The organism is Legionella bozemanae, assembly GCF_900450575.1.
Taxonomy (GTDB): Bacteria; Pseudomonadota; Gammaproteobacteria; order Legionellales; family Legionellaceae; genus Legionella; species Legionella bozemanae.
Genome location: NZ_UGGY01000001.1, coordinates 711156 through 731562, shown reverse-complemented (window position 1 = coordinate 731562; position 20407 = coordinate 711156). Strand labels below are relative to the sequence as shown.

Genomic DNA, 20407 nt, shown 5'->3' with positions numbered 1-20407 from the left:
AAAATTAATTTTTTTTCGTTAATTCTGGCCAAGCAATTGCCAAGTAAATAATCATCGACCAAATCGTTAAAATTGCTGCCACATACAGTAAGACAAAACCAAAAATACCACCCCATGTATCCGTCGGATTAAAAGCAAGCAATAAAAACAAAGCGATCATTTGTAAAAACGTTTTTATTTTACCCACATATCCTACGGTAACACTTGCTCTTCTGCCAATTTCAGCCATCCACTCCCGTAATGCTGAAATAACAATTTCACGTCCAACAATGACAATAGCAGGAATCGTAATGTAATTGATTTCCTTAGCTCCTACTAATAACAGTAAACTGGTGGAAACCAATAACTTATCTGCAACAGGATCAAGAAAAGCGCCAAAAGGAGACATCATCTTGAGTTTACGTGCCAGATAGCCATCTAACCAATCAGTAAAACTTGCTGCAGCAAAAATACTTGCTGCCAACATATGCGCAAATGCAAACGGCAAATAAAAAACAATAACAAACACTGGAATCAGCATGATCCGCAGTAATGTTAATAAATTTGGCAAACTGGTTAATGTGCTCAACGCTTGATACTCCCTATACATATGACTAAATAACGCAACCCCCATCCTATGAGCAGCCCAAAAATTAAACCTAGCCTGAATGAGCGAAACAGAGTCTACTGCCATCAAGTTAAGTGTATTTAATTGTCATCCCGCGCAGGCGGGAGTCCAAACTCTAAATCGAAGGCCAAAGACAATTTAGAAAATGGCTTCCCGCTACGCGGGAATAATAAAGTTCCTTAACAGTGCCTCTATCCCCTATTTGCTGAGAAAGGAACACTTTTTTCACTTAATGGTTGCACAGATTCATCTGCACCTCAAACTACGGAAAGGCTACGTAAGCGGTTAACTACTCTTCGATAAATTTAAAAAATCTGCTATTTGTTTATAATCATCAAATACTACAATTGCACCAGCCGCCTTAAGGGCAGCCTCTTCTTGTTGATGATAAATATCTATCCCTACAGCAGTAACTTGTGCACTTTTTGCCATTTCCATATCGGTCAATGAATCGCCTATCATTAAAGTTGTAGCAGCAGTTCCCCCGTGTTCTTCAATAATTTCTTCCAACATTTGCGGACAAGGTTTTGCAGGAGCCTGTCCCGCAGAACGAGTTACTTTAAACAGTGTATCAAGACCGGTAGCCTGCAAGGCGCGTAACAAGGATTGATGTCCTTTGTTGGTTGCAATTGCCAGGTTTATCTTAGCCTCGTGTAATTGATAAATCAGTTCTCGCACGCCAGGCATCAAACATGCATCAGATGAACGAGAGTTCAAGCCCAACTGCACAGCCTGTAATAATTGTTGATGTTGCATTGCTGTTAAATGAGGATATGTTTTCCTCAATGCCTGTACTAAACCCAAATCAACATATTTTCTCGCCTGGTGGGAATCAAAATCACCAAATCCCAGCAAATTCGCTTCTGTAGCAACTACATGTAAAATTATCCCTAAAGTATCCGCAATAGTACCTTCCCAGTCAAATACTACCAAATCATATGGCTTGCTCATTGCTCACTACGCTCCTCGCACGTAATTGTTTTAGTGCGGTAGAAAAATGGTTATCTGCATCAGCTTGAAACAAATGCTTTGTACCATTCAATTCAAATTGAATGGATCGTGCATGTAAAAAAAGACGATGATGCTGATTATCTATCCCTTCGATTTCTCCTGCAAGTGCTCCATATTTTTTATCTCCGACAATAACATGTCCTAAATGAGCACTGTGTACACGAATTTGGTGCGTGCGCCCCGTTTTGGGACTGGCTTCAACCCAACATGCCTGTTGATAATTTTCAAGAAGCCTAAATTTTGTTTCAGAAGCTTTTCCTTCTTCCTTAACCGATACAATACGCTCCCCTGATTTTAAAGTGTTTTTTTCAAGCGCAGCGCGAACAATCACTTGTTTTTTATTTTCCCAACGATGTGTCAGTAATGCCCAATAAGTTTTTTGCACCTCACGTGCCTCAAGCAACGCATGCACTGCCCTGAGAATACTTCTTTTTTTGGCTAACAAAAGGCATCCTGAAGTTTCCTTATCAAGCCGATGAATTAATTCCAAATAATGCAAATCATTCCTGGTTTTTCTCAACGCTTCAATTACACCAAGGCTCAAACCGCTACCACCATGAACGGCGATACCTGCTGGCTTGTTAATTACCAAGAAACAGGAGTCTTCAAAGATGATGCTTTCTTTCAACCGTTTTGCCAAGGCATCACCGACAAATACCTCTTTTGATTCTGACAGACGAATTGGAGGGATACGTACGCTGTCTCCAGCGTGCAATCTTGAATTGATTTGCGCTCTTTTTTTATTAACCCGAACTTCTCCGCCACGTATAATCCTATAAATATGGCTTTTGGGAACACCTTTTAAAATACGAATCAAATAATTATCCAGACGTTGCCCTTCTTCTTCACTACTGATTTCTTTGTAACTTACTTCATTCATTGTCAATAAACCTGTTTTCTGGGCGTGATTTTTTTGATATGATCGCCTATAGCGTGGGAAAATTTCCATGCAACCGAATTATAACGCATTTAAATAAAAAGCGTGACTATTTACTTTAAAGTATATGCTAGTCATTGAGGAAATGGGGGTTTAACCCAACCTAAATGAATAATTACGTGTTAAATATTGTTAAATAAAAAATAGCGCTTCCATTTAAGCTTAAAGATATAAGGAAGCGACCCAATGCCAGAGATAAATTGAGCATATTTTTGACAGAAACCTACGCATGCCAGACATGCTTTATACCGATTACGAATTACTTCAGGGTTTTCGCACGCCTTTGGCTTCATATTTCAACCCGTTTGATTTGTAACCAGTATATTTCACAGTATGCACCTCTAATTAGACCTCTTTTGAAACTCGCTGCAGAGAGACAAATGCCAGAAGGAGCGGAGCACAGACCCGGAATGTACGCATCGGTACATGGGGATTCGCGCAACGTACCCACACCGCAGTTATCCTCTACTTTTCAAAAAAGCTCGGTTAAGCAGGGAACATGCGTAAAGTCTGTTTACACGGCCATGGGTTCGCCTAAAGATCACATCGCTTATTGTTCGATTCCAGATTCTACTGACCTATTACCTACTTGCGGTGAAAAACCCGGGGCTCCAAACATTGCAACAAAGTATACTGAGGTATGCAACGAAGCACGGAAAATCCCGACATCAGCCAAAAGCGTAGAAATGTCAGTAAATCTTAGGACCTGTTTACAATTCGCTAGATTGAGTCGCAAGGCATTGATTTTCGAGCACTAAAAGCGCAGCATACATCAAAGTATGTGAGCATCGGAGCACAGAAAATCAATGCATTCCGACTCAAGATAGTAGAGTTGTAACAGGTTCAATTGAACCTCTAAGGTATTTTGAGCCTTATACTATCTCAGCTTAAATGATTGCGCCCAATTATGGGGTAATAGATGGAAAAAATGTTAATCAATGCAATACAAACGGAAGAGGTTCGTGTTGCACTTGTGAAAGACCGTTATTTATTTGACCTGGATATTGAATGTCCTGGTGAAGTGAAAAAAAAGGGGAATATATATAAGGCAACAGTTACCAGACGAGAACCAAGCCTCGATGCTGTTTTTGTAGAGTATGGTTCTAAACGTCAAGGCTTCTTGCCCCTTAAAGAAATCGCACCTGAATATCTAAGCAAAAATCCTGAAGAGTTTGGCGATGAAAAACCACCAATTACTTCGTTAATCCGTGAAGGCCAGGAATTACTGGTCCAGGTAGACAAAGAAGAACGTGGCAGCAAAGGTGCTGCACTGACTACCTACATTACCTTAGCAGGTTGCTATCTGGTTCTGATGCCTAATAATCCTCGTTCTGGTGGGATATCACGACGTATTGAAGGGGATGAGCGTGATGAGCTGCGTGAAACACTTAATGCACTGACTTTACCCGAAGATATGGGACTTATTATCCGCACAGCCGGTGTAGGTAAAAGCCAAGAAGAATTGCAAGATGACCTGGACATGCTGTGCAATCAATGGCAATCAATCAAACAAGCTTATAATACAGAGCTTGCTCCTTGTTTGATTCATCAAGAAGGTGATGTCATCATTCGCTCTATTCGCGATAACTTACGCAAGTCAATCAGCGAAATCATCATTGACGATCAGATTTCTTACATCAAAGCCAAACAATATATTGAGCGAGTAAAACCTGAATTTTTACCGAACCTGAAGCTCTATAACAGCAGCATCCCCTTGTTTAACTTTTATCAAATTGAAAGCCAAATAGAGACTGCATATCAGCGACAAGTGATGTTGCCTTCTGGAGGCGCTTTGGTGATCGACAGAACCGAAGCATTGGTGTCAATTGATGTTAACTCAGCGAAAGCCACAGGCGGAGCAGATATTGAAGCAACAGCCTTCAATACGAATATCGAAGCAGCGGATGAAATTGCACGTCAGTTACGTCTACGTGATTTGGGTGGGTTGGTCGTTATCGATTTTATCGATATGAGTTCCAGTAAAAATCAACGTGATGTAGAAAATCGCTTGAAAGAAGCATTACAGGCAGATAGAGCACGCATCCAGATTGGGCGTATCTCACGTTTTGGTCTTTTGGAAATGTCGCGCCAACGTCTCAGATTATCATTGGGTGAGAGTGCTCAAGAAGTTTGTCCACGTTGTGAGGGGCGTGGTACTGTACGTAACATTCAGTCGCATGGGCTGGCTATTACGCGTCTTATTGAAGAAGAAGCATTAAAGGAAAAGACTGCTGAAATACAAGTACAACTTCCTGCGGAAATGGCAACCTTCATCATCAATGAAAAACGCAATTTCGTTAGAGACATTGAAAAAAGACATGGCGTCTCAGTGATGATTATTGCCAATCCCTACATGCACTTGCCTCAGTATTCAATCACGCGTCTAAAAGAAGATAATGTGGGTAAATCTAAAAAGCCCAGTTATACCTTAATCCAACAACCTGAATTACAAGTTGCCAGTAATGAGGCAGACGCTTCTTTACGCGATGAACCTGCGGTCAAATCATTTACAGAACATACACCTGTAAAAAGTGCCCAAACCAGCTTTATCAAACGTTTATGGTCAAGTTTATTTGGTAGCGGGCATACAGATTCTTTAAGTACGGCACCACAAAGCCAATCTAAACGAATGCATGGCCGCAATCAACCTCAAACAAAAACCTCCAAGGGCTCTGGGGACAGAAGATCACAAAACCGACGACGTCGGCCCAGTGGTAATCAACAGCAACGACCCAGTGCGAGTACGAATCAACAAGCTTCAGGTCAAAATCGTAGAAAAGGAGGCCAGCAGCAAGGAAATGTCAAATCCTCCGCTGCCAAAGGAGAAAACAATAAAAAAAGAGAACCTGCGATAAAAGAATAAAGTTGAGAGAATTGTGATGTTCGCTATCGTTTTGTTATGGATATCACTTCTCTATCATAATTCCATTGGCAACTGCTCTCAAGAGACTTTGAATTGAGATCCTGGGTTAGTGCATACCATACCCAGGATCTGATAATGGCAAACCCGCTTTGTTTTGCATGATCCAAATTACGGCACAGCAGTAAGTGTTGCGGTTCCAAATAAACTCAAAATTAAAAATGCCAGGAAAATAATAATAAACAAAAAGAAGAGCACTTTGGCAATACTGGTAGCCGTAGACGCAATCCCACGAAAACCAAATAAACCTGCAACAATGGCGATAACTAAAAAGATCAGCGCCCACTTTAACATAATGATCTCCTTATCTAAAATAAGAGAATTCTTACCTTTTGATTATAGCTGAAAAAATAAACGTAATTGACTTCGTAGCCTGGGTGCAGGCAAAGCCGTAACCCGGGTTTATGGATAAACATCACGCTACCATAACCCGGGTTACACTTCGCTTCACTCAGGCTCCATGTATCGACTTGTAACAACGCCGGAGAAGGCGCGGGACGTAGGAGTAACCCTGAGCTGTTTTTTAGCAATGTGATTAGATTAAGTTCGTTACAGCCGCAAAATCATAAATCTGTGGCAATAGGATTAACACCAATATTAGGATTAATACCGCAATCATCGAGAATTTTAAGTAAATTATTCCCTTTTTTTGTTAATCGTTTAATGCAATATTCTTCAAGATAACTTCTCAAAATGTACTCATAATCAGGGAGCGTTAAAATTTTAAGTATTTTCTCCGCCATCTCTACATGACGCCTGTTCGCGTAATTACATGCTTGAAATAAAACGCCCCCTAGCATTGCCGCAATACTTGCTTTGCGCACAGGATTAGCCAAATAAAAACGTTGGATGCATTCATCTATAGCCCGTTCTTTATCCCACGCAACCCATTCATTATAAAAGGCCATAGCAGAGTCTGAATTAAAAAAACTGCTTTGTTCCAATCCTTGAATCGCATAGGCAACTGCCACAATCGCTTGTATATTAGCCCAAGAACAATTACCGCTGATTTGTGAACTAATCGGCATTTTTGTCACCGGAACCAAACCTAATTGCTGATTGATCTGCTGGTGAAAATAACGTCTTGGTTGTTTTTTATAAAGAAAATTTTGTAAAAAACGCACATTGAATGCTTCCGGAGAAGTAATTTTATAGATATTAACGCTTCCTTCCTGCAGGCTATTTTCACCTCGATCAATTTTAGCCCACCAGTGACCAAAACGAATAAAACCCATGGCATGGCCACGACTTGCTGCCGGAAGAATTAACATAGGCGCTTTTAATAAGTCATTCAGTCGCTGCATATGCTGTTTATCCAGAAAAGGCAAATGTTGATATTGCAACAGCTCTTCTGCAAGTAAAAATGCATCCATAATGACATGAGCTAAGGGAAAATACTCACGTAAATGACGCGTTGAATAACTACTGATAAAGCGCCTTAAGGCATCTCTTATTACTGCAACAGTAAATTCAAGGATAAATCCTTCATAATCCAATTCAATAAATTCACCCTTGGCATTGACTATATCTACATCTCCTTGTAACTCAAAACGATGTCCTATCAATTTGGCATTAATAAAATCAAGGGCAAAATCGAGCTTCGCGCCATTTTGATAGAGTAAATGTTTGAGTGTTTCTTGATTGCGTAATACAGGATAAACCAAAATAGATAGTCCATTGCGCGTATAGGCATTGGGATCTGCTCCATTATTTAATAATAATTGCGCCATCGCGACATCATTATTATCCACAGCCCAATGCAAAGGGGTACGTCCCGTCACATCCGCTTTATTGACATCAACTTTGCGCGCAATTAATTGCTCAGCAATTTCAATTTGACGCGTAATCGCACATTCAATTAAAGGCGTAAAACCGTATTCATCAATGTCATCTAATGATTCTCCTGCTCGAAGGTAAGCTTCAAAATCAGGCATTCGATGACTGATTATGTCACTTGCTATTGTCATTAATAGGGACCTCTAGGTTTAGGTGTATTAGTGAATTTTGGCATATGACCTAAACGCAGTTGTTTTTCTTGTTCCTGATTGCGTCGTTCATTATCGTATTCTCGCCGCGCATCAGTGTTCAATGGAGGCTCAGGGTTTAAAGGAGAGTCAACGCCGTCAAAACGCTGGCTGTCTAATGCTGGATGTTGCAAAATATTATTTTGCAATTCCCCTTCAGGACCGGGCTGAGCCTCATAGTCAGAGTGTTCTCGAGCTTTCACTAATGCGATCCTTCGCTCCCCTTGCTGTTCGGCCAAACGTCTCTGTCGTTCCATAGCCTTAGTTTCAACAACTAAAAAAGAGGTATTTTTTTCGATGCGAGTTGGTTTTGGAAGATCCTGTGTTGTTTTAAGCAAAACATACACTGCCCCAATGCCACCATCTTTAGGTTGCGCACTGTGAAAAGCTGCAACCTCTAGGATTTGCGGCAACCAGTGATTGATTAAATTCTTTAGCAGAGGAAGAGTATTTTTAGGGCCTTCTACACCATGAATAATGAGTACGCATTGTTTATTATTTTTCACCTGCTTTCGAATAAATTCCAACAAGGAATTACGGGCACTCTCTGGCTGTAAGCCAGAAAGGTCCAGTTTTGCTTCCCAGGGAATATATCCTGTTTTTAATTCATGATATCGTTTAGCAGAAATATTGTGAGTGGCATAAGATAAAATACTACTCGCAAGAACCGGCTCTTCGATATCATCGGTTAAATAATATTCATTTAGCATATTTTCAAAAATCCAATCGTGTTAATCAAAGTATAACGTACGTTATAAAAAGTAGGAGGATTTTTTTAAGACCTCTTTATAATTCTACTCTCTTGGGCGCGAGACATTGCTTTTCTATGCTCCGATGCTCACATATTTTTATGTATGCTGATCTTCGGTGTTCGAAACAAGGCCTCGCGACAATCTAGCGAATTTTAAATAGGCCGGTTGCCACTGAAACTATAAATATTCTCGTTGAAGAATTTCAGCAATCTGCACAGCATTAGACGCAGCACCTTTGCGAATATTATCTGCAACGACCCACAAATTTAATCCATTTGGATGTGAAATATCTTGCCGGATTCGTCCAACAAATACTTCATCATGGCCTATCGCATTTTTTAATGCAGTTGGATAACTTGCTTTACTCACATTATCCACTACTTTAATGCCTGGAGCTTTAGAAAGAATTTGACGCGCCTCTTCAGCAGTTAAAGGTTTTTTTAGTTCCAAATGAATGGCTTCGGAGTGTCCATAAATAACTGGTACCCTAACCGCTGTAGGATTAACCATAATACTGTCATCTTCCATAATTTTACGTGTTTCCCACACCATCTTCATTTCTTCACGGGTATAACCGTTCTCTTCAAATTGATCAATATGCGGGATTGCGTTAAACGCAATTTGTTGGGGATAAACACTGACATTGGCAGGCCGGCCATTCAACAGATCTCCTACTTGTGAAACCAACTCGCTAATGGCTTTTTTTCCAGTACCTGAAACAGATTGATACGTCGCAACATTGATACGAGTAATTCCTGCGGCATCATACAAAGGCTTCAGAGCAACTACCATTTGGATCGTAGAGCAATTTGGGTTAGCAATAATACCTCTGTTTTTATATTCAGCAATACGATGTGGATTAACTTCTGGAACAACCAGAGGAATATCCTCTTCATAACGAAAACAAGAGCTATTATCGACAACCACACATCCGCTTGCAGCAGCCTTAGGCGCATATTCTTTAGAGACAGAACCACCCGCTGAGAATAGAGCAATATCAGCCTTGCTAAAATCAAATTCAGCGAGGTCTAAAACGTCCAATTGTTCCTTTTTAAACGCTACCGTTTTTCCTACAGAACAAGAACTAGCCAATGGATAAAGAGTCTTTATAGGAAAATCCCGCTCTTCCAATACAGTTAAAAAAGTTTCGCCAACTGCACCAGTGGCACCAACTATGGCTACATTTAATTCTCTGCTCATTCTTAACCTCTTCTGTATTATTAAGTGCGCCTCTCCCTATTAGGCTGAATCTTCCACATATCGCTGAAAAACCAGTCCAGCTCAACGTCCCACCCCCACGACTTGTTCACGGAGTTGCCAGCTGGAGCTAAAGATCTGCCCTAAACATTGGCTCCCGCGGACAAACCGCGGGGCGTAGGCAGAGATGTAGCCCTAATTAGGAGAGAGCGATAAATCCTGACTGTCATTAAGTGTGTTTGACCAGGTCTTTCTCTCTCGACTTGCTCGCAGGATTGCCCCTGAGAGATCCTTACAAATTATAATTAATCCTACGTACTCCAAACCAATCCTACGTATCGCGCTTTATGCGCGGTATCCAGAGAATCTGCGCCAAACACTGGACCACGCGAACAAGTCGCGGGGCGTAGGCAGAAATGTGCTCAAGAGTCAGCATAAAGCACCGTATGGGCATTTTGAAAAAAATTACTTATTAGTTAATGCATTATGCCGCAAATAATGATCCATCAACACTAAAGCCATCATTGCTTCGGCTATTGGCACAGCTCTAATTCCCACACAAGGATCATGCCGACCTTTAGTGACTACAGTTACTTCATCCCCAAAAACATCGATCGTTTTTCCTGGGGTAGTGATACTTGAAGTAGGTTTTAATGCAATACTCACCTCTATATTTTGTCCTGTAGAAATGCCCCCTAGAATTCCACCAGCATGATTACTAAGAAAGCCCTGGCGTGACATTTGATCGCGATGTATTGAGCCCAATTGATTTACTGCCGAAAACCCTGTCCCTATCTCAACACCTTTAACTGCATTAATAGACATCATAGCATAAGCTAATGTGGCATCCAGTTTATCGAACACAGGATCCCCCAATCCTACAGGTACATTTTTAGCGATTACCTTCACTCGAGCACCTGCCGAATCTCCTTGTCTTCTTAAACGTTCAATTGCATCGGCAAGATCCTGGATTTGAGTCGCGTTGGGGCAGAAAAAAGGATTATTATTAATTTCTGCCTCATCTGCAAAGTGCAAAACCAAATCACCCATTTGCTGTAAGTAACCCACTATTTCCAGGTTAAGATGATGTTGTAAATACAAACGAGCAATTGCTCCAGCTGCTACACGCGCTGCGGTTTCTCGGGCGGAAGAGCGCCCTCCTCCACGATAATCTCGATGACCGTATTTATGATGATAGGTAAAATCTGCATGTCCCGGACGAAATAAATTTTTGATTTCTTCATAATCCCGGGACCGTTGATCGGTATTATGAATTAACAAGGCAATAGGTGCACCTGTAGTTTTACCTTCAAAAACACCAGAAAGAATTTGTACCTTATCTTCCTCTCTGCGTTGTGTTGTGTATTTGGATTGTCCAGGTTTGCGTTTGTCTAGAAAAGGTTGAATGTCTTCTTCTCGCAGCTGCAGCCCAGGAGGACAGCCATCAACCACGCAACCAATGGCCAGGCCGTGGCTTTCACCAAAAGTGGTTACAGCAAATAAAGTTCCAAATGTATTACCGGACATTAAAGTGCTCTTCTAGTTGTTGCTTTGTTAATAAAAAGACACCATGCCCACCATAACTCATTTCAAGCCAGGTGAAAGGGACATGGGGATAAGCGTCACATAAAGCGGTTTCACTATTCCCAACTTCTACAATCAAAATACCGTGTTCGTTTAAATAATTATGGGCATTATGGAGAATTGTTTCAACAATAGCCAGCCCATTATTACTTGTTTCCAAAGCCAAAACAGGCTCATGACGAAATTCATCAGGTAACGTTTGCATCTCTTCCTTCCCTACATAAGGAGGATTGCTGACAATTAAATCATAACCTACTTGAGGCACTTTCGAGAAACAATCTGATTCAATTAAAGTAAGTTGGTCCTCAACACCTAACTGTTCGCGATTAATTGCAGCAACAGCAAGTGCCTCGCTGGAAATATCAACCGCATCAACCTTTGCTTCAGGAAAAGCATAGCAACAAGATATAGCAATACATCCGCTGCCAGTACACAAATCCAAAACACGATGTACTTTATCCTCATCAATCCAGGGGGAAAATTCACTTTTGATAAGTTCAGCTATAGGCGAGCGAGGAATAAGAACACGCTCATCTACATAAAATGGAATATCACAAAAATAGGCTTCTTTTATCAAATATGGGACGGGTACTCGTTGATTAATGCGCTTTTCCAGTTGCTGGTATAAATGTTTTTTTTCACTTGCAGTTAAACGTGCATTAAGCCAGTTTGGCTCTAAATCATAAGGCAAAGACAAGCTTCTCAGAATCAATGAATGCATATCATCCCAAGCATTATCGGTGCCATGACCATAATACAAATTCGCATTAATTGCACAGGACACGCTAAAACGTAAAAAATCCAAAATGGTGACTAATTCTTCCGTTTCCTTAAGTATGTAATTGCTCATTGGATGTTAATTCTCATTCAGAAAAAGTACAAATTGTACCCTATGTTGATCAACAAAAGTAGTAATCGTGGTGAAGTAGCGTGTAACTTAAATTTCTTTAAACTTCTTCAGAACTCGCTACAGAGGAGATGAGCGAGGAAACACAGAGCGCAGAACCCATAGCTCATCAAGCTAAGAGTATTTAACTTTACTCAAACCCGCCGTCTCCGCGCAGGCGGGGATCCATTTTACAGTGGCACGGTGCTCCATCATGGATGGATTCTTGCCTGCACAGGAATGACAACATACGTTTTCTGCTTCGCTTGACGGCTATGGGCGCACACAAAGCCATATGAGGGCACGGTATCGACGAAACAATTCCTCCTCTGTAGCGCGTTTCCAAAGAAGGCTTTGCTTATTCAAGCAGCCCAACAATCTGAGTTATACTTCAATTATCACTTAATTATTTCAAGTAAACATGGCTGATGATTTTCTATCCGATGAGGACAAAGCCCTATTTCGCGAATCCATGCGTTCGGTAAAACCATTAAATGAAAAAACAAAACGGGTCAAAGTTGAAGCACCCAAGCCTTCCATCCAATCTAAAAAAAATAAATCCCTGGAAATCCAAGAAAAGAAAGAATATTACTTATCGGATATGATTGTGGACACCGTTTTTTCTGAAACAATTCTGTCCTATGCCCACCCAAGTCTTTCCAACCAGCAATTTAAAGCATTAAAACAGGGAAAAATCCCATGGGAAGCCCGCTTGGATTTACATGGTTTAAAAAGTGAAAAAGCTCGTGATATCTTATGTCAGTTTATACAAACTCAGGCAGAAAGCAGCAAAAAATGCTTACTCATTATTCATGGTAAAGGCGGTTACCTTGGTGCACCTCCTGTGATTAAGAATTTATTGAATCGCTGGTTACCACAGTTAGATAAAATCTTGGCATTTCATAGCGCGTTACCTAAAGATGGCGGAAGCGGCGCAGTATATGTACTACTTAAAAGAAAAAAAGATAAATCTCCGGAGTCGTAGCCTGGGTGCAGCGTAGCGAAACCCGGGAATAAAAAAGTACGTCTCTTAGTCACCAGTTAAAAATCTTGGGGAAAAGTCAGACGCTGCACCCAGGCTACATTTAAATAATTCCTTTACTTGCGTTAAGACCTCATTCTGAGGATAATTCGCTACATTATATTAATAAAACATCAAGAGAGAACATGGAACATTTAGGTCAATTTATCATGAATCACTGGCAGCTATGGCTCGCCCTCATTGTGATTTTACTCCTCATCTTTATCAACGAGTTAGTCACCCAAAAAAAGAAAGCAAAAGAACTGACTCCCCAAGCCGCTGTTGATTTGATTAATAATGAAAATGCTGTAGTCATTGACTTGCGGGACAAAGAAGCCTTTAAGCAAGGACATATTATTGATTCAATCAATGTCAAAAGCGAAGATTTTGCACAACAAAAAATGGATAAATATAAGAATGTACCGATCATTTTGATCTCTGCACGAGCTTTTGAAGCTCAAACTTTTGCCAGCAAAATTCGCGCTCAAGGGTACCAAGCTCATATTCTTAGTGGTGGAATTACTTCCTGGCAAAATGCTGAGCTACCTTTGGTTAAAGGAAAATAAAATTATGGCTGAAGTGATTATCTACAGTACTGCCTATTGTCCCTACTGTGTTAAAGCCAAGGAATTGTTGCAACAAAAGCACACTTCATTTACGGACATTCGTATTGATCTACAGCCGGAATTACGTGATGAAATGATAACCAAAAGCGGCAGATGTACTGTACCGCAAATTTTCATTAATGGCCAACATATTGGTGGCTGCGATGATTTATATGCCCTGGATGCTCAGGGAAAACTTGACCAATTACTAAGAGGATAACAATATCATGAGTGAACAAGCAAACCAAACACAACAAAATCAGAATGAAACTCAATTCATGATTCAAAGAATTTATACTAAAGACTTATCGTTTGAAACACCGAATACACCCGCTGTATTTCAGCAACAATGGGAACCTGAACTGAATCTTGAAATCAACACCAGCAACACAAAACTGGAAGCAGGCGTTTATGAAGTTGTATTGACAGTGACTACTACAGTAACCAACAAAAAAACTACGGCTTTTCTGGTGGAAGTAAAACAAGCAGGTATTTTTACCATTCAAGGTGCTCCAGAAAACCAATTAGATCATTTATTAAATAGCTTCTGCCCCAATATATTGTTCCCTTATGCTCGTGAAGCGATTACTTCGCAAGTAATCCGCGGCAGTTTCCCGCAACTGGTATTGGCCCCCATTAATTTCGATGCCTTATACATGCAACAGGTTGCAGAAAAACAAAAAGAAGGTCAAGCTTAGGAAATATAAGGACCCACACTAAAAAAACAGTGTGCAGACAAACCTAAGAGATAGGATACAAGCTTAATTAAATAATTAATTTTTATAAACCCCCTACGTACCGCGCTTTATGCGCGGTATCCAGGGATTTTGCTTTAAAAAATTCAGCAATATCCTAAAAGCATCGTTCTGGATACCGCGCATAAAGCGCGGTACGTAGGGCAAAATTTGGGAATTCCTCAGGACAAAGCCTTGTCGTTAAAGTGAAATAAAATCCTTTAACTTAATGACATTGCACCCAAACTCTATTTAACCTCTGTTTAAGAGCATAAAATGAACAAAAAAAATATTGCTATATTAGGTGCCGGCTCTTGGGGCACTGCAGTTGCAATTCATCTAGCGCAAGCAGGACATCGTGTTTCGTTATGGGGACATGATCCGCAGCATGTTGCTCTTATGACAGAAAAAAAAACAAACGCACGCTATTTACCTGATATTGATTTTCCTAAAACACTGGAACCCACAGCTCATTTTGAACAATATACAGAAGCTGATTACATCATTATTGCCGTACCCTCCCATGCATTTGCAACAATTATTACTAAAATAAAAAAAGCACCCCGTGGCTTAACCTGGCTGACCAAAGGAATTGATCCACAAAGCCATCAATTACTCAGCGATTTAGTAAGTCAAACTTTTGGTTCCACGTTCCCACAGGCAATTATTTCAGGACCATCATTCGCCAAAGAAGTAGCACATTTTTTACCTACAGCGGTGACTTTAGCCTCTAATGATTCAGAATATCAAAAAGAAATTCGTGAATTGCTTCACCACAATAATCTTCGTGTTTACTTGACTGATGACCTGATTGGTGTGCAAATTTGTGGTGCGATTAAAAATGTCTTGGCGATTGGCTGTGGTATTAGTGACGGCTTGGGTTATGGAGCGAATGCCAAAGCCGCATTAATCACGCGTGGGTTAGCAGAAATGGAGCGCCTGGGGCTTGCTTTAGGGGCACGCGCAGAGACGTTCCTTGGCTTGGCGGGTGTAGGTGATTTAGTCTTAACCTGTACTGATGATCAATCACGAAACCGCCGCTTTGGTTTACTTCTGGGAAAAAATATCAGTATCATTGAAGCAGAAAAGCAAATTGGCCAAGTGGTAGAAGGAAAATATAACGCATCACAAGTTTGCTTTATCGCCAAACAACATCATGTTGAAATGCCTATTTGTGAACAAATTAATGCACTGTTACAAGGAAAAATTAGTCCCAAACAGGTAGTTCAAAATCTAATGAGCCGTCCACCCAAGGAAGAATAACTCCATATTACGAAAATATAGTATGAAGGAAGCACTGAGGTAATTGAAGCCTTTCGGTGTATTGCCGTTATTTAATAAATACATCACTAGATTCCTACATCCCGCGGCTTGTCCGCGGGATCTAGAAATGCTTGCAATAGGATTCCGCGGACAAGCCGTGGGACGTAGGAATAAAGAATAATGAAAAGAATAACGCCTCTCAGGACCACCCCCTGTGACTCATGGAAGTTTTATTTAGGACTTCACATCCACAAGTTCGATACTATCTAACGCTAATCGCTCGCCCAAAAATATCTCCCCTACAATCTGGAAACGTTTGATTGAATCCGTTACTAAATAGTTTACTTTACTACTTAATGAAGGAATATCATTCAACAAACCCTGTTTTTCGAGCAACTGACGCAGCGCCAGTGCGGTTGCATGTGCTGAATCAACTATAGTAACGCCTTGAGGGAGTAACTTGTGTAACAAAGGCTTAAATACCGGGAAGTGCGTACATCCTAATAGAACCGTATCTTCGTTAGTAAAGCCATCCAAATAATGCTTTAATGCCTCGCGAGCTACTTGATTGGTCACCATTCCTTCTTCTGCTAAAGCAACTAATACACTGCACGCCCGAGTATTAATGATTGCTTGCGGCAAGTGTTGGGTAATGAGCTGCTGGTATGCATTCGATGCAATGGTCGTTTCAGTCGCCAAAACAATAATGCGATTGTTTTCAGTTGCTGCAACTGCTGCCGCAGCACCTGGAGCCACCACCCCAAGCACAAGCATATCAGGTAACATTTCTTGCAAATAGGGCAATGCAGCTGTCGTTGCGGTATTACAAGCAATCACCAACGCCTTAATTCGTCGTTCTACCAGCAATTTTGCCATTTGCATGGCATATTGTTTTACTGTATCCGGACTTTTAGTGCCATAAGGAAGTCGAGCAGTATCCCCCAAATAGATAAATGATTCGTGCGGCAACCCCTCTCGCAACGCACGCAAAACCGTCAAACCGCCCATCCCTGAGTCAAATACACCAATTGCCAATTGGTTTGAGTTCAATTGTATAACCCCTTATTGTTATTCATTAGTAGTTATTAGTGTATAACATTAACCATTATTAGCTATTGCTCGTGCAACCTCCGGCGATATGCCTTCTTGCTTTTGTCTCTCCTTAGCCTCTTTCTCAATCTCCCTACCCACACTGAACTCTTCCTTCATAGTACTCTGTAAGCTGCTGCTTACCTTTGCGGTGGTCTTGGCTTGCTCTTTCTTTTGCTCGCGTTGTTCATTGAACTTGTCAATATGATCCCTGACAATACCATCATCTTTTCGGCTTTTGAATATCGCATTATAAAAAGAGGTGTCAGAAAATCCTCTGTCTATGCCAGCTGTCTTCTTTCTTTCTGCTTGCGGGTTAAAGTTAGCATCGCCAATGACCTTTAAGTCACTGGGCTTAAGACCCATCTTTTCACCAACAAGAAGTAATGAAGTATATAAATATTTTACTTCGTCCTCCTTGCCACGAACCCCCTCTAGTACTATTTTTTTCTCAAGCGGTAGTTTGACATTAGAAAGGATCTGTGTAGCCATTTTCATATAAAAATTGACTTGTTCATCTGTAATTTCCTGCGCTTTCTTCTTACCATCGGGATCATTCGTAGGCCTTGGAGACTGTACGACTTCATATCTTCCTGGCATAGCACGGGTAACATCAGTTCCCTTCATCGTTCCAGAAATACCGCCTTGGGGTGATGGATCATAAGTAAAACGTCCTTCAATATCGACGTTTTCAGTCGTCATAGTACCACGTGATCCTTGAACCACGATTGTTGCTGGTTTTTTTGTATCAAAGCAAATCACCTCGCCAGGATCTGGTTTTCCTGTTGCTTGAAAAAGTGACGTTGGATCCGTATTAGTCGTAACCCCAGTGTTCCGAGGTTTTGGCTCGGCGATGATGTTTGGATCATGTAGTGTATATTTATGCCCCATATCCAAAGCATTTTGACGGCTCCGACGACCGATAGTAAGATCTGGAGCTTGATATGTTACTCTCTCAGAGCTTCTAGATGCTTTTTCAAGAGCAGGTAATATCTCTTCGGTTGTTACCTTATAGACCTTTCTATAATCATCTAATCGGACTTGAATTATATTAAGTCTTTGATCAATATCTTTTTCTAAAGCTCTTGCATTCTTAATTACCTCGTCACGCTCTTTTATTTGTTTTGCCGTAGCGGGAGGAGGAGGAGTTAGCCTAACAGGGATTGTAGGTTTAAGCGCCTCAAGCTCTTTTTGAGCTTGTTCTAAGTATGCAATGCTATCCAAGCACTCTTTTTGTAATTTCTTATAGTTATTATCAAAGCCCCTAAGTTTTTCCTGGGATAGCCCTACGAATTCAGGAGCCTTGGCACCATTGACACCTAGCTCAGCACTAATTCCACGAATAACCCTTATCTTCTGCATACGCTCGAAAAGTGCTAGCGTCTTTTCAGAAATCTGCTTATGTGCTTTTTGTCCTTCCTTGATATCTTTCTCTAATTGAGCAGTAGCATTATGATCGTTACTTGCAGCTTTATTGGCCTTGAGTTCTTTTCGTATTGCATTAAATTCATCAGAAGAAAGCGTCTCTTTGAGCTTATCCCTTATTGTTGCCACCTCAGGCTCGGCAAGAAACGCCTCTAAAGTCGGACTATTATAAAATTTATCGCGTACATCATCTGAATTTGTGTGATCAGGATTAAATTGGGCTGTTTTTTCTACCCTTAATAAGACATCCAATAATTTTTCATAACCAGGCTGGAGAGGAGGTGTCGTTCTAACTGCATTCAACTTAGTGTGCAAGAGCTGGTTGTAACCATGGTCTCTTTTGATTCTATCGGTAACTGTATTGGTAGCAGAGACTCCTGGTGGAGTAGTAAAAGCGGTCCCATTATCATTTAAATTAAATGCGTTATAAAAAGCTTTTCGGTTAGCAACATTATCTGCTATTCCTGATTTTTTAAAAAGCTTATTAATCACCGCGCTATAATCAGCATGCTGGGCTAAATCATCACCACGCTTACTAAATAAAAAATCATTAATCTTTTTAACTTTGGCATCGTTCATATCCGTGATAGGTGGTTTATCAAAACTCGCCAAAATTTTTGCTATTTCAGTATTATTTATTTGTTTAAAAAAGGCATTGTTTTTATTTTCTGTAACTATCCCATCAAGGTAATCATCTTTGCCGTTAACATCCTTTCCCAAATAATGCTTGAGTTGTTCTTTAGTCTGTGCGTTCAATATAAAACGTAAGTTCTCAGGCTTAAGGTTAAGGAGTTCCTGTTGCTTCTTATCAGGTAACGAACTAAATGCGGCGATTAATTTAGAATGATTTCCTTCGCCAACTAACAACTTAAACGCTTCAAGACGAGCATGTTCTTTTATCTCCTTTAGATCAACGTCTTGCAGGCACTCTAAATGCTCATGGGTAACACCATTAGCTATTTTTGCTGCTAACTCTCTTCTAATTTCCTTAATATCTGTTTCTGGTTTGGCAAGCTTTTCAAGAAGTGCTTTGTTAGGCGTACCCGTCAATTCCTTTACATACCTTTTTACTAAAGCCGCTTTAAATTTTGCTGAAGACTCCAATACAGCTCTATCATGTATTTCACCTTCACCAGGAATAAACTGTTGTAACGCAGTTTTTAAATGCCCCCCCCCTCTGTTTTCTTTAATTGCATCTGCCATATGAACTACATTTATAGGCGCCGCAACTCTTTTTAATTTTTCTTCCACATATTTTGCACATAAACGCTTATGCATTTCTTTTACAAGATTTTGAATCTCAGGCTCCGCCTGAATAAGTCCATTGTTATAAGGACCAGCAGGTAATTCATGCACAGAGCAAAGCTCAGTTAGGAAAGCTCCATCATTCCTATTTAAGAGAGCTCCTTTACCCACCAGAACATCAGGCGTAAGCTTAGATTCATAATCTTTAAGTTGTTGTTTAAATTCCGCTAAATGCTCAGCCTTTTCCAATGCCTTGTGGCGAGCGTCAGCCTTATCAGTTATCGCTTTAGTTAAATCTTTAGTTAAAGCTTTCGCGAAAGCATCGAGTGCAGTTGGATCTACTATTCCTGCTTCTTTAGCAAGCTCTCTTGCAGCTGCTTGAACATTCGCAGTAACACCTGAAGTATGCGCATCTATTAATTTTTTAAATATCTTAGATTCTTTCAGATCAGGTTTATCAAGTAACTTTAATAATAAATCATTTGCCGCTTCTGTTTTAATATTCATTAATGCAGCTGTAGAGAGAACATTTTCATTAGACGGATCCCATCCAGGTATTTCATTGAGTTTAACTTCTGAACGTAATTTTTCTGCCAAGTACTCTCTGCATTGTTGTCCATTATGTTTTAAAATATCAATTAAAACGTTCTCATCTGCACTTGATAAGCCGAACTTTACGCGCTCTTCGGCAGCAGCTTGTTTCATTTGTAGAAAAGTATCCAATAAATCATTTGTATCTAGAAAATCATTTGTTTTATGGTTGTCCGTTGAACTCTTTCCACCAAGAACTTTCGGAGCCCAGTTAGCCCAGACAGAAAAACCATCTGGTTTTACTCGTGCGTCAACTGCTATCCAAAAATCTAGATGTTTTATTACTGCAGTTTTAAATTTTTCTGCCTGCTCAGGTGTAATTGGAGTACCAAGTTCAACCGCCAGTATCTCGTCTAATGCCTTATTTCTATCTAGTGGTTTTTGTTTTCCTAATTCAGTAGAATTTTTTAGTGCGAGTAAAAGCTGAGCATTTTTTGTAGCCATAATTACATACTCCACAAACTATTATGTATCTATTTTAAACTTATTTTATTAAATAAACCTTAAATTTTCATC

Annotated in this window: 17 protein-coding genes; 6 read left to right on the top strand and 11 right to left on the bottom strand. The window is 40.3% G+C overall.

Translation table 11 applies throughout. The annotated features are described in order from the left end of the window. Positions 1–4: 4 nt before the first annotated feature. The 3 genes from pgsA to DY223_RS03140 all read right to left on the bottom strand — a co-directional run bounded on the left by pgsA (position 5) and on the right by DY223_RS03140 (position 2498). A complete protein-coding gene (gene pgsA, locus DY223_RS03150; RefSeq protein ID WP_058460871.1) occupies positions 5–568 on the bottom strand; it encodes a CDP-diacylglycerol--glycerol-3-phosphate 3-phosphatidyltransferase in 564 nt (187 codons plus the stop codon). A 324-nt stretch (positions 569–892) separates the two neighbouring features. Beyond that, positions 893–1558, bottom strand: a complete 666-nt coding sequence (locus DY223_RS03145; RefSeq protein ID WP_058460815.1) for an HAD family hydrolase — start codon at positions 1556–1558, stop codon at positions 893–895. Next, complete coding sequence (locus tag DY223_RS03140; RefSeq protein ID WP_058460816.1) at positions 1542–2498, bottom strand: RluA family pseudouridine synthase; 957 nt, start codon at positions 2496–2498, stop codon at positions 1542–1544. The genes DY223_RS03145 and DY223_RS03140 overlap by 17 nt, the downstream gene beginning before the upstream one ends. Before the next feature lie 976 nt (positions 2499–3474). Between DY223_RS03140 and DY223_RS03125 the strand changes: the two genes are divergently transcribed. Further along, on the top strand, positions 3475–5418 hold the full coding sequence (locus tag DY223_RS03125) for an Rne/Rng family ribonuclease (protein WP_058460818.1): 1944 nt from the start codon (positions 3475–3477) through the stop codon (positions 5416–5418). A gap of 168 nt (positions 5419–5586) precedes the next feature. On the opposite strand, the gene DY223_RS03120 is transcribed toward DY223_RS03125, so the two are convergent. The 6 genes from DY223_RS03120 to prmB all read right to left on the bottom strand — a co-directional run bounded on the left by DY223_RS03120 (position 5587) and on the right by prmB (position 11882). Beyond that, complete coding sequence (locus tag DY223_RS03120) at positions 5587–5769, bottom strand: DUF1328 domain-containing protein (protein WP_058460819.1); 183 nt, start codon at positions 5767–5769, stop codon at positions 5587–5589. A 269-nt stretch (positions 5770–6038) separates the two neighbouring features. Beyond that, complete coding sequence (ankH, locus tag DY223_RS03115; protein WP_058460820.1) at positions 6039–7442, bottom strand: Dot/Icm T4SS effector AnkH/LegA3; 1404 nt, start codon at positions 7440–7442, stop codon at positions 6039–6041. After that, the gene (locus DY223_RS03110; protein ID WP_058460821.1) at positions 7442–8209 is read right to left on the bottom strand and encodes a Smr/MutS family protein; all 768 of its coding nucleotides are present in this window, start codon (positions 8207–8209) and stop codon (positions 7442–7444) included. Before DY223_RS03110 ends, ankH begins: the two co-directional genes overlap by 1 nt. Before the next feature lie 219 nt (positions 8210–8428). Beyond that, the gene (locus DY223_RS03105) at positions 8429–9451 is read right to left on the bottom strand and encodes an aspartate-semialdehyde dehydrogenase (RefSeq protein ID WP_058460822.1); all 1023 of its coding nucleotides are present in this window, start codon (positions 9449–9451) and stop codon (positions 8429–8431) included. Positions 9452–9913: 462 nt separating this feature from the next. Continuing rightward, positions 9914–10975 (bottom strand): chorismate synthase, encoded by a 1062-nt coding sequence (gene aroC, locus DY223_RS03100; protein ID WP_058460823.1) that lies wholly within the window; start codon positions 10973–10975, stop codon positions 9914–9916. Continuing rightward, complete coding sequence (prmB, locus tag DY223_RS03095; RefSeq protein ID WP_058460824.1) at positions 10965–11882, bottom strand: 50S ribosomal protein L3 N(5)-glutamine methyltransferase; 918 nt, start codon at positions 11880–11882, stop codon at positions 10965–10967. The genes aroC and prmB overlap by 11 nt, the downstream gene beginning before the upstream one ends. Positions 11883–12339: 457 nt before the next feature. Between prmB and DY223_RS03090 the strand changes: the two genes are divergently transcribed. The 5 genes from DY223_RS03090 to DY223_RS03070 all read left to right on the top strand — a co-directional run bounded on the left by DY223_RS03090 (position 12340) and on the right by DY223_RS03070 (position 15541). After that, positions 12340–12903 (top strand): Smr/MutS family protein, encoded by a 564-nt coding sequence (locus tag DY223_RS03090; RefSeq protein WP_058460825.1) that lies wholly within the window; start codon positions 12340–12342, stop codon positions 12901–12903. 182 nt (positions 12904–13085) lie between these two features. Beyond that, complete coding sequence (locus DY223_RS03085) at positions 13086–13505, top strand: rhodanese-like domain-containing protein (RefSeq protein WP_058460826.1); 420 nt, start codon at positions 13086–13088, stop codon at positions 13503–13505. 4 nt (positions 13506–13509) lie between these two features. Further along, the gene (gene grxC / locus DY223_RS03080) at positions 13510–13764 is read left to right on the top strand and encodes a glutaredoxin 3 (RefSeq protein ID WP_058460827.1); all 255 of its coding nucleotides are present in this window, start codon (positions 13510–13512) and stop codon (positions 13762–13764) included. A gap of 7 nt (positions 13765–13771) precedes the next feature. Next, positions 13772–14242, top strand: a complete 471-nt coding sequence (gene secB / locus DY223_RS03075) for a protein-export chaperone SecB (protein ID WP_058460828.1) — start codon at positions 13772–13774, stop codon at positions 14240–14242. Positions 14243–14554: 312 nt separating this feature from the next. Next, a complete protein-coding gene (locus DY223_RS03070) occupies positions 14555–15541 on the top strand; it encodes an NAD(P)H-dependent glycerol-3-phosphate dehydrogenase (protein ID WP_058460829.1) in 987 nt (328 codons plus the stop codon). A 234-nt stretch (positions 15542–15775) separates the two neighbouring features. Here DY223_RS03070 and murI read toward each other — a convergent pair whose 3' ends face one another. Together murI and DY223_RS03060 are read right to left on the bottom strand one after the other, a co-directional pair. Then, positions 15776–16591 carry a glutamate racemase gene (murI, locus tag DY223_RS03065; protein WP_058460830.1) on the bottom strand — a complete coding sequence of 272 codons (816 nt, stop codon included), beginning with the start codon at positions 16589–16591 and terminating at the stop codon, positions 15776–15778. 48 nt (positions 16592–16639) lie between these two features. Beyond that, positions 16640–20335 (bottom strand): hypothetical protein, encoded by a 3696-nt coding sequence (locus tag DY223_RS03060; RefSeq protein ID WP_058460831.1) that lies wholly within the window; start codon positions 20333–20335, stop codon positions 16640–16642. Positions 20336–20407: the final 72 nt, after the last annotated feature.

What these genes read in the sequence shown, in the direction of transcription:
- DY223_RS03145 (WP_058460815.1), bottom strand. Translation starts at nt 1,558, where the DNA reads ATGAGCAAGCCATATGATTTGGTAGTATTTGACTGGGAAGGTACTATT.
- DY223_RS03140 (WP_058460816.1), bottom strand. Translation starts at nt 2,498, where the DNA reads ATGAATGAAGTAAGTTACAAAGAAATCAGTAGTGAAGAAGAAGGGCAA.
- DY223_RS03125 (WP_058460818.1), top strand. Translation starts at nt 3,475, where the DNA reads ATGGAAAAAATGTTAATCAATGCAATACAAACGGAAGAGGTTCGTGTT.
- DY223_RS03120 (WP_058460819.1), bottom strand. Translation starts at nt 5,769, where the DNA reads ATGTTAAAGTGGGCGCTGATCTTTTTAGTTATCGCCATTGTTGCAGGT.
- ankH (WP_058460820.1), bottom strand. Translation starts at nt 7,442, where the DNA reads ATGACAATAGCAAGTGACATAATCAGTCATCGAATGCCTGATTTTGAA.
- DY223_RS03110 (WP_058460821.1), bottom strand. Translation starts at nt 8,209, where the DNA reads ATGCTAAATGAATATTATTTAACCGATGATATCGAAGAGCCGGTTCTT.
- DY223_RS03105 (WP_058460822.1), bottom strand. Translation starts at nt 9,451, where the DNA reads ATGAGCAGAGAATTAAATGTAGCCATAGTTGGTGCCACTGGTGCAGTT.
- aroC (WP_058460823.1), bottom strand. Translation starts at nt 10,975, where the DNA reads ATGTCCGGTAATACATTTGGAACTTTATTTGCTGTAACCACTTTTGGT.
- prmB (WP_058460824.1), bottom strand. Translation starts at nt 11,882, where the DNA reads ATGAGCAATTACATACTTAAGGAAACGGAAGAATTAGTCACCATTTTG.
- DY223_RS03090 (WP_058460825.1), top strand. Translation starts at nt 12,340, where the DNA reads ATGGCTGATGATTTTCTATCCGATGAGGACAAAGCCCTATTTCGCGAA.
- DY223_RS03085 (WP_058460826.1), top strand. Translation starts at nt 13,086, where the DNA reads ATGGAACATTTAGGTCAATTTATCATGAATCACTGGCAGCTATGGCTC.
- grxC (WP_058460827.1), top strand. Translation starts at nt 13,510, where the DNA reads ATGGCTGAAGTGATTATCTACAGTACTGCCTATTGTCCCTACTGTGTT.
- secB (WP_058460828.1), top strand. Translation starts at nt 13,772, where the DNA reads ATGAGTGAACAAGCAAACCAAACACAACAAAATCAGAATGAAACTCAA.
- DY223_RS03070 (WP_058460829.1), top strand. Translation starts at nt 14,555, where the DNA reads ATGAACAAAAAAAATATTGCTATATTAGGTGCCGGCTCTTGGGGCACT.
- DY223_RS03060 (WP_058460831.1), bottom strand. Translation starts at nt 20,335, where the DNA reads ATGGCTACAAAAAATGCTCAGCTTTTACTCGCACTAAAAAATTCTACT.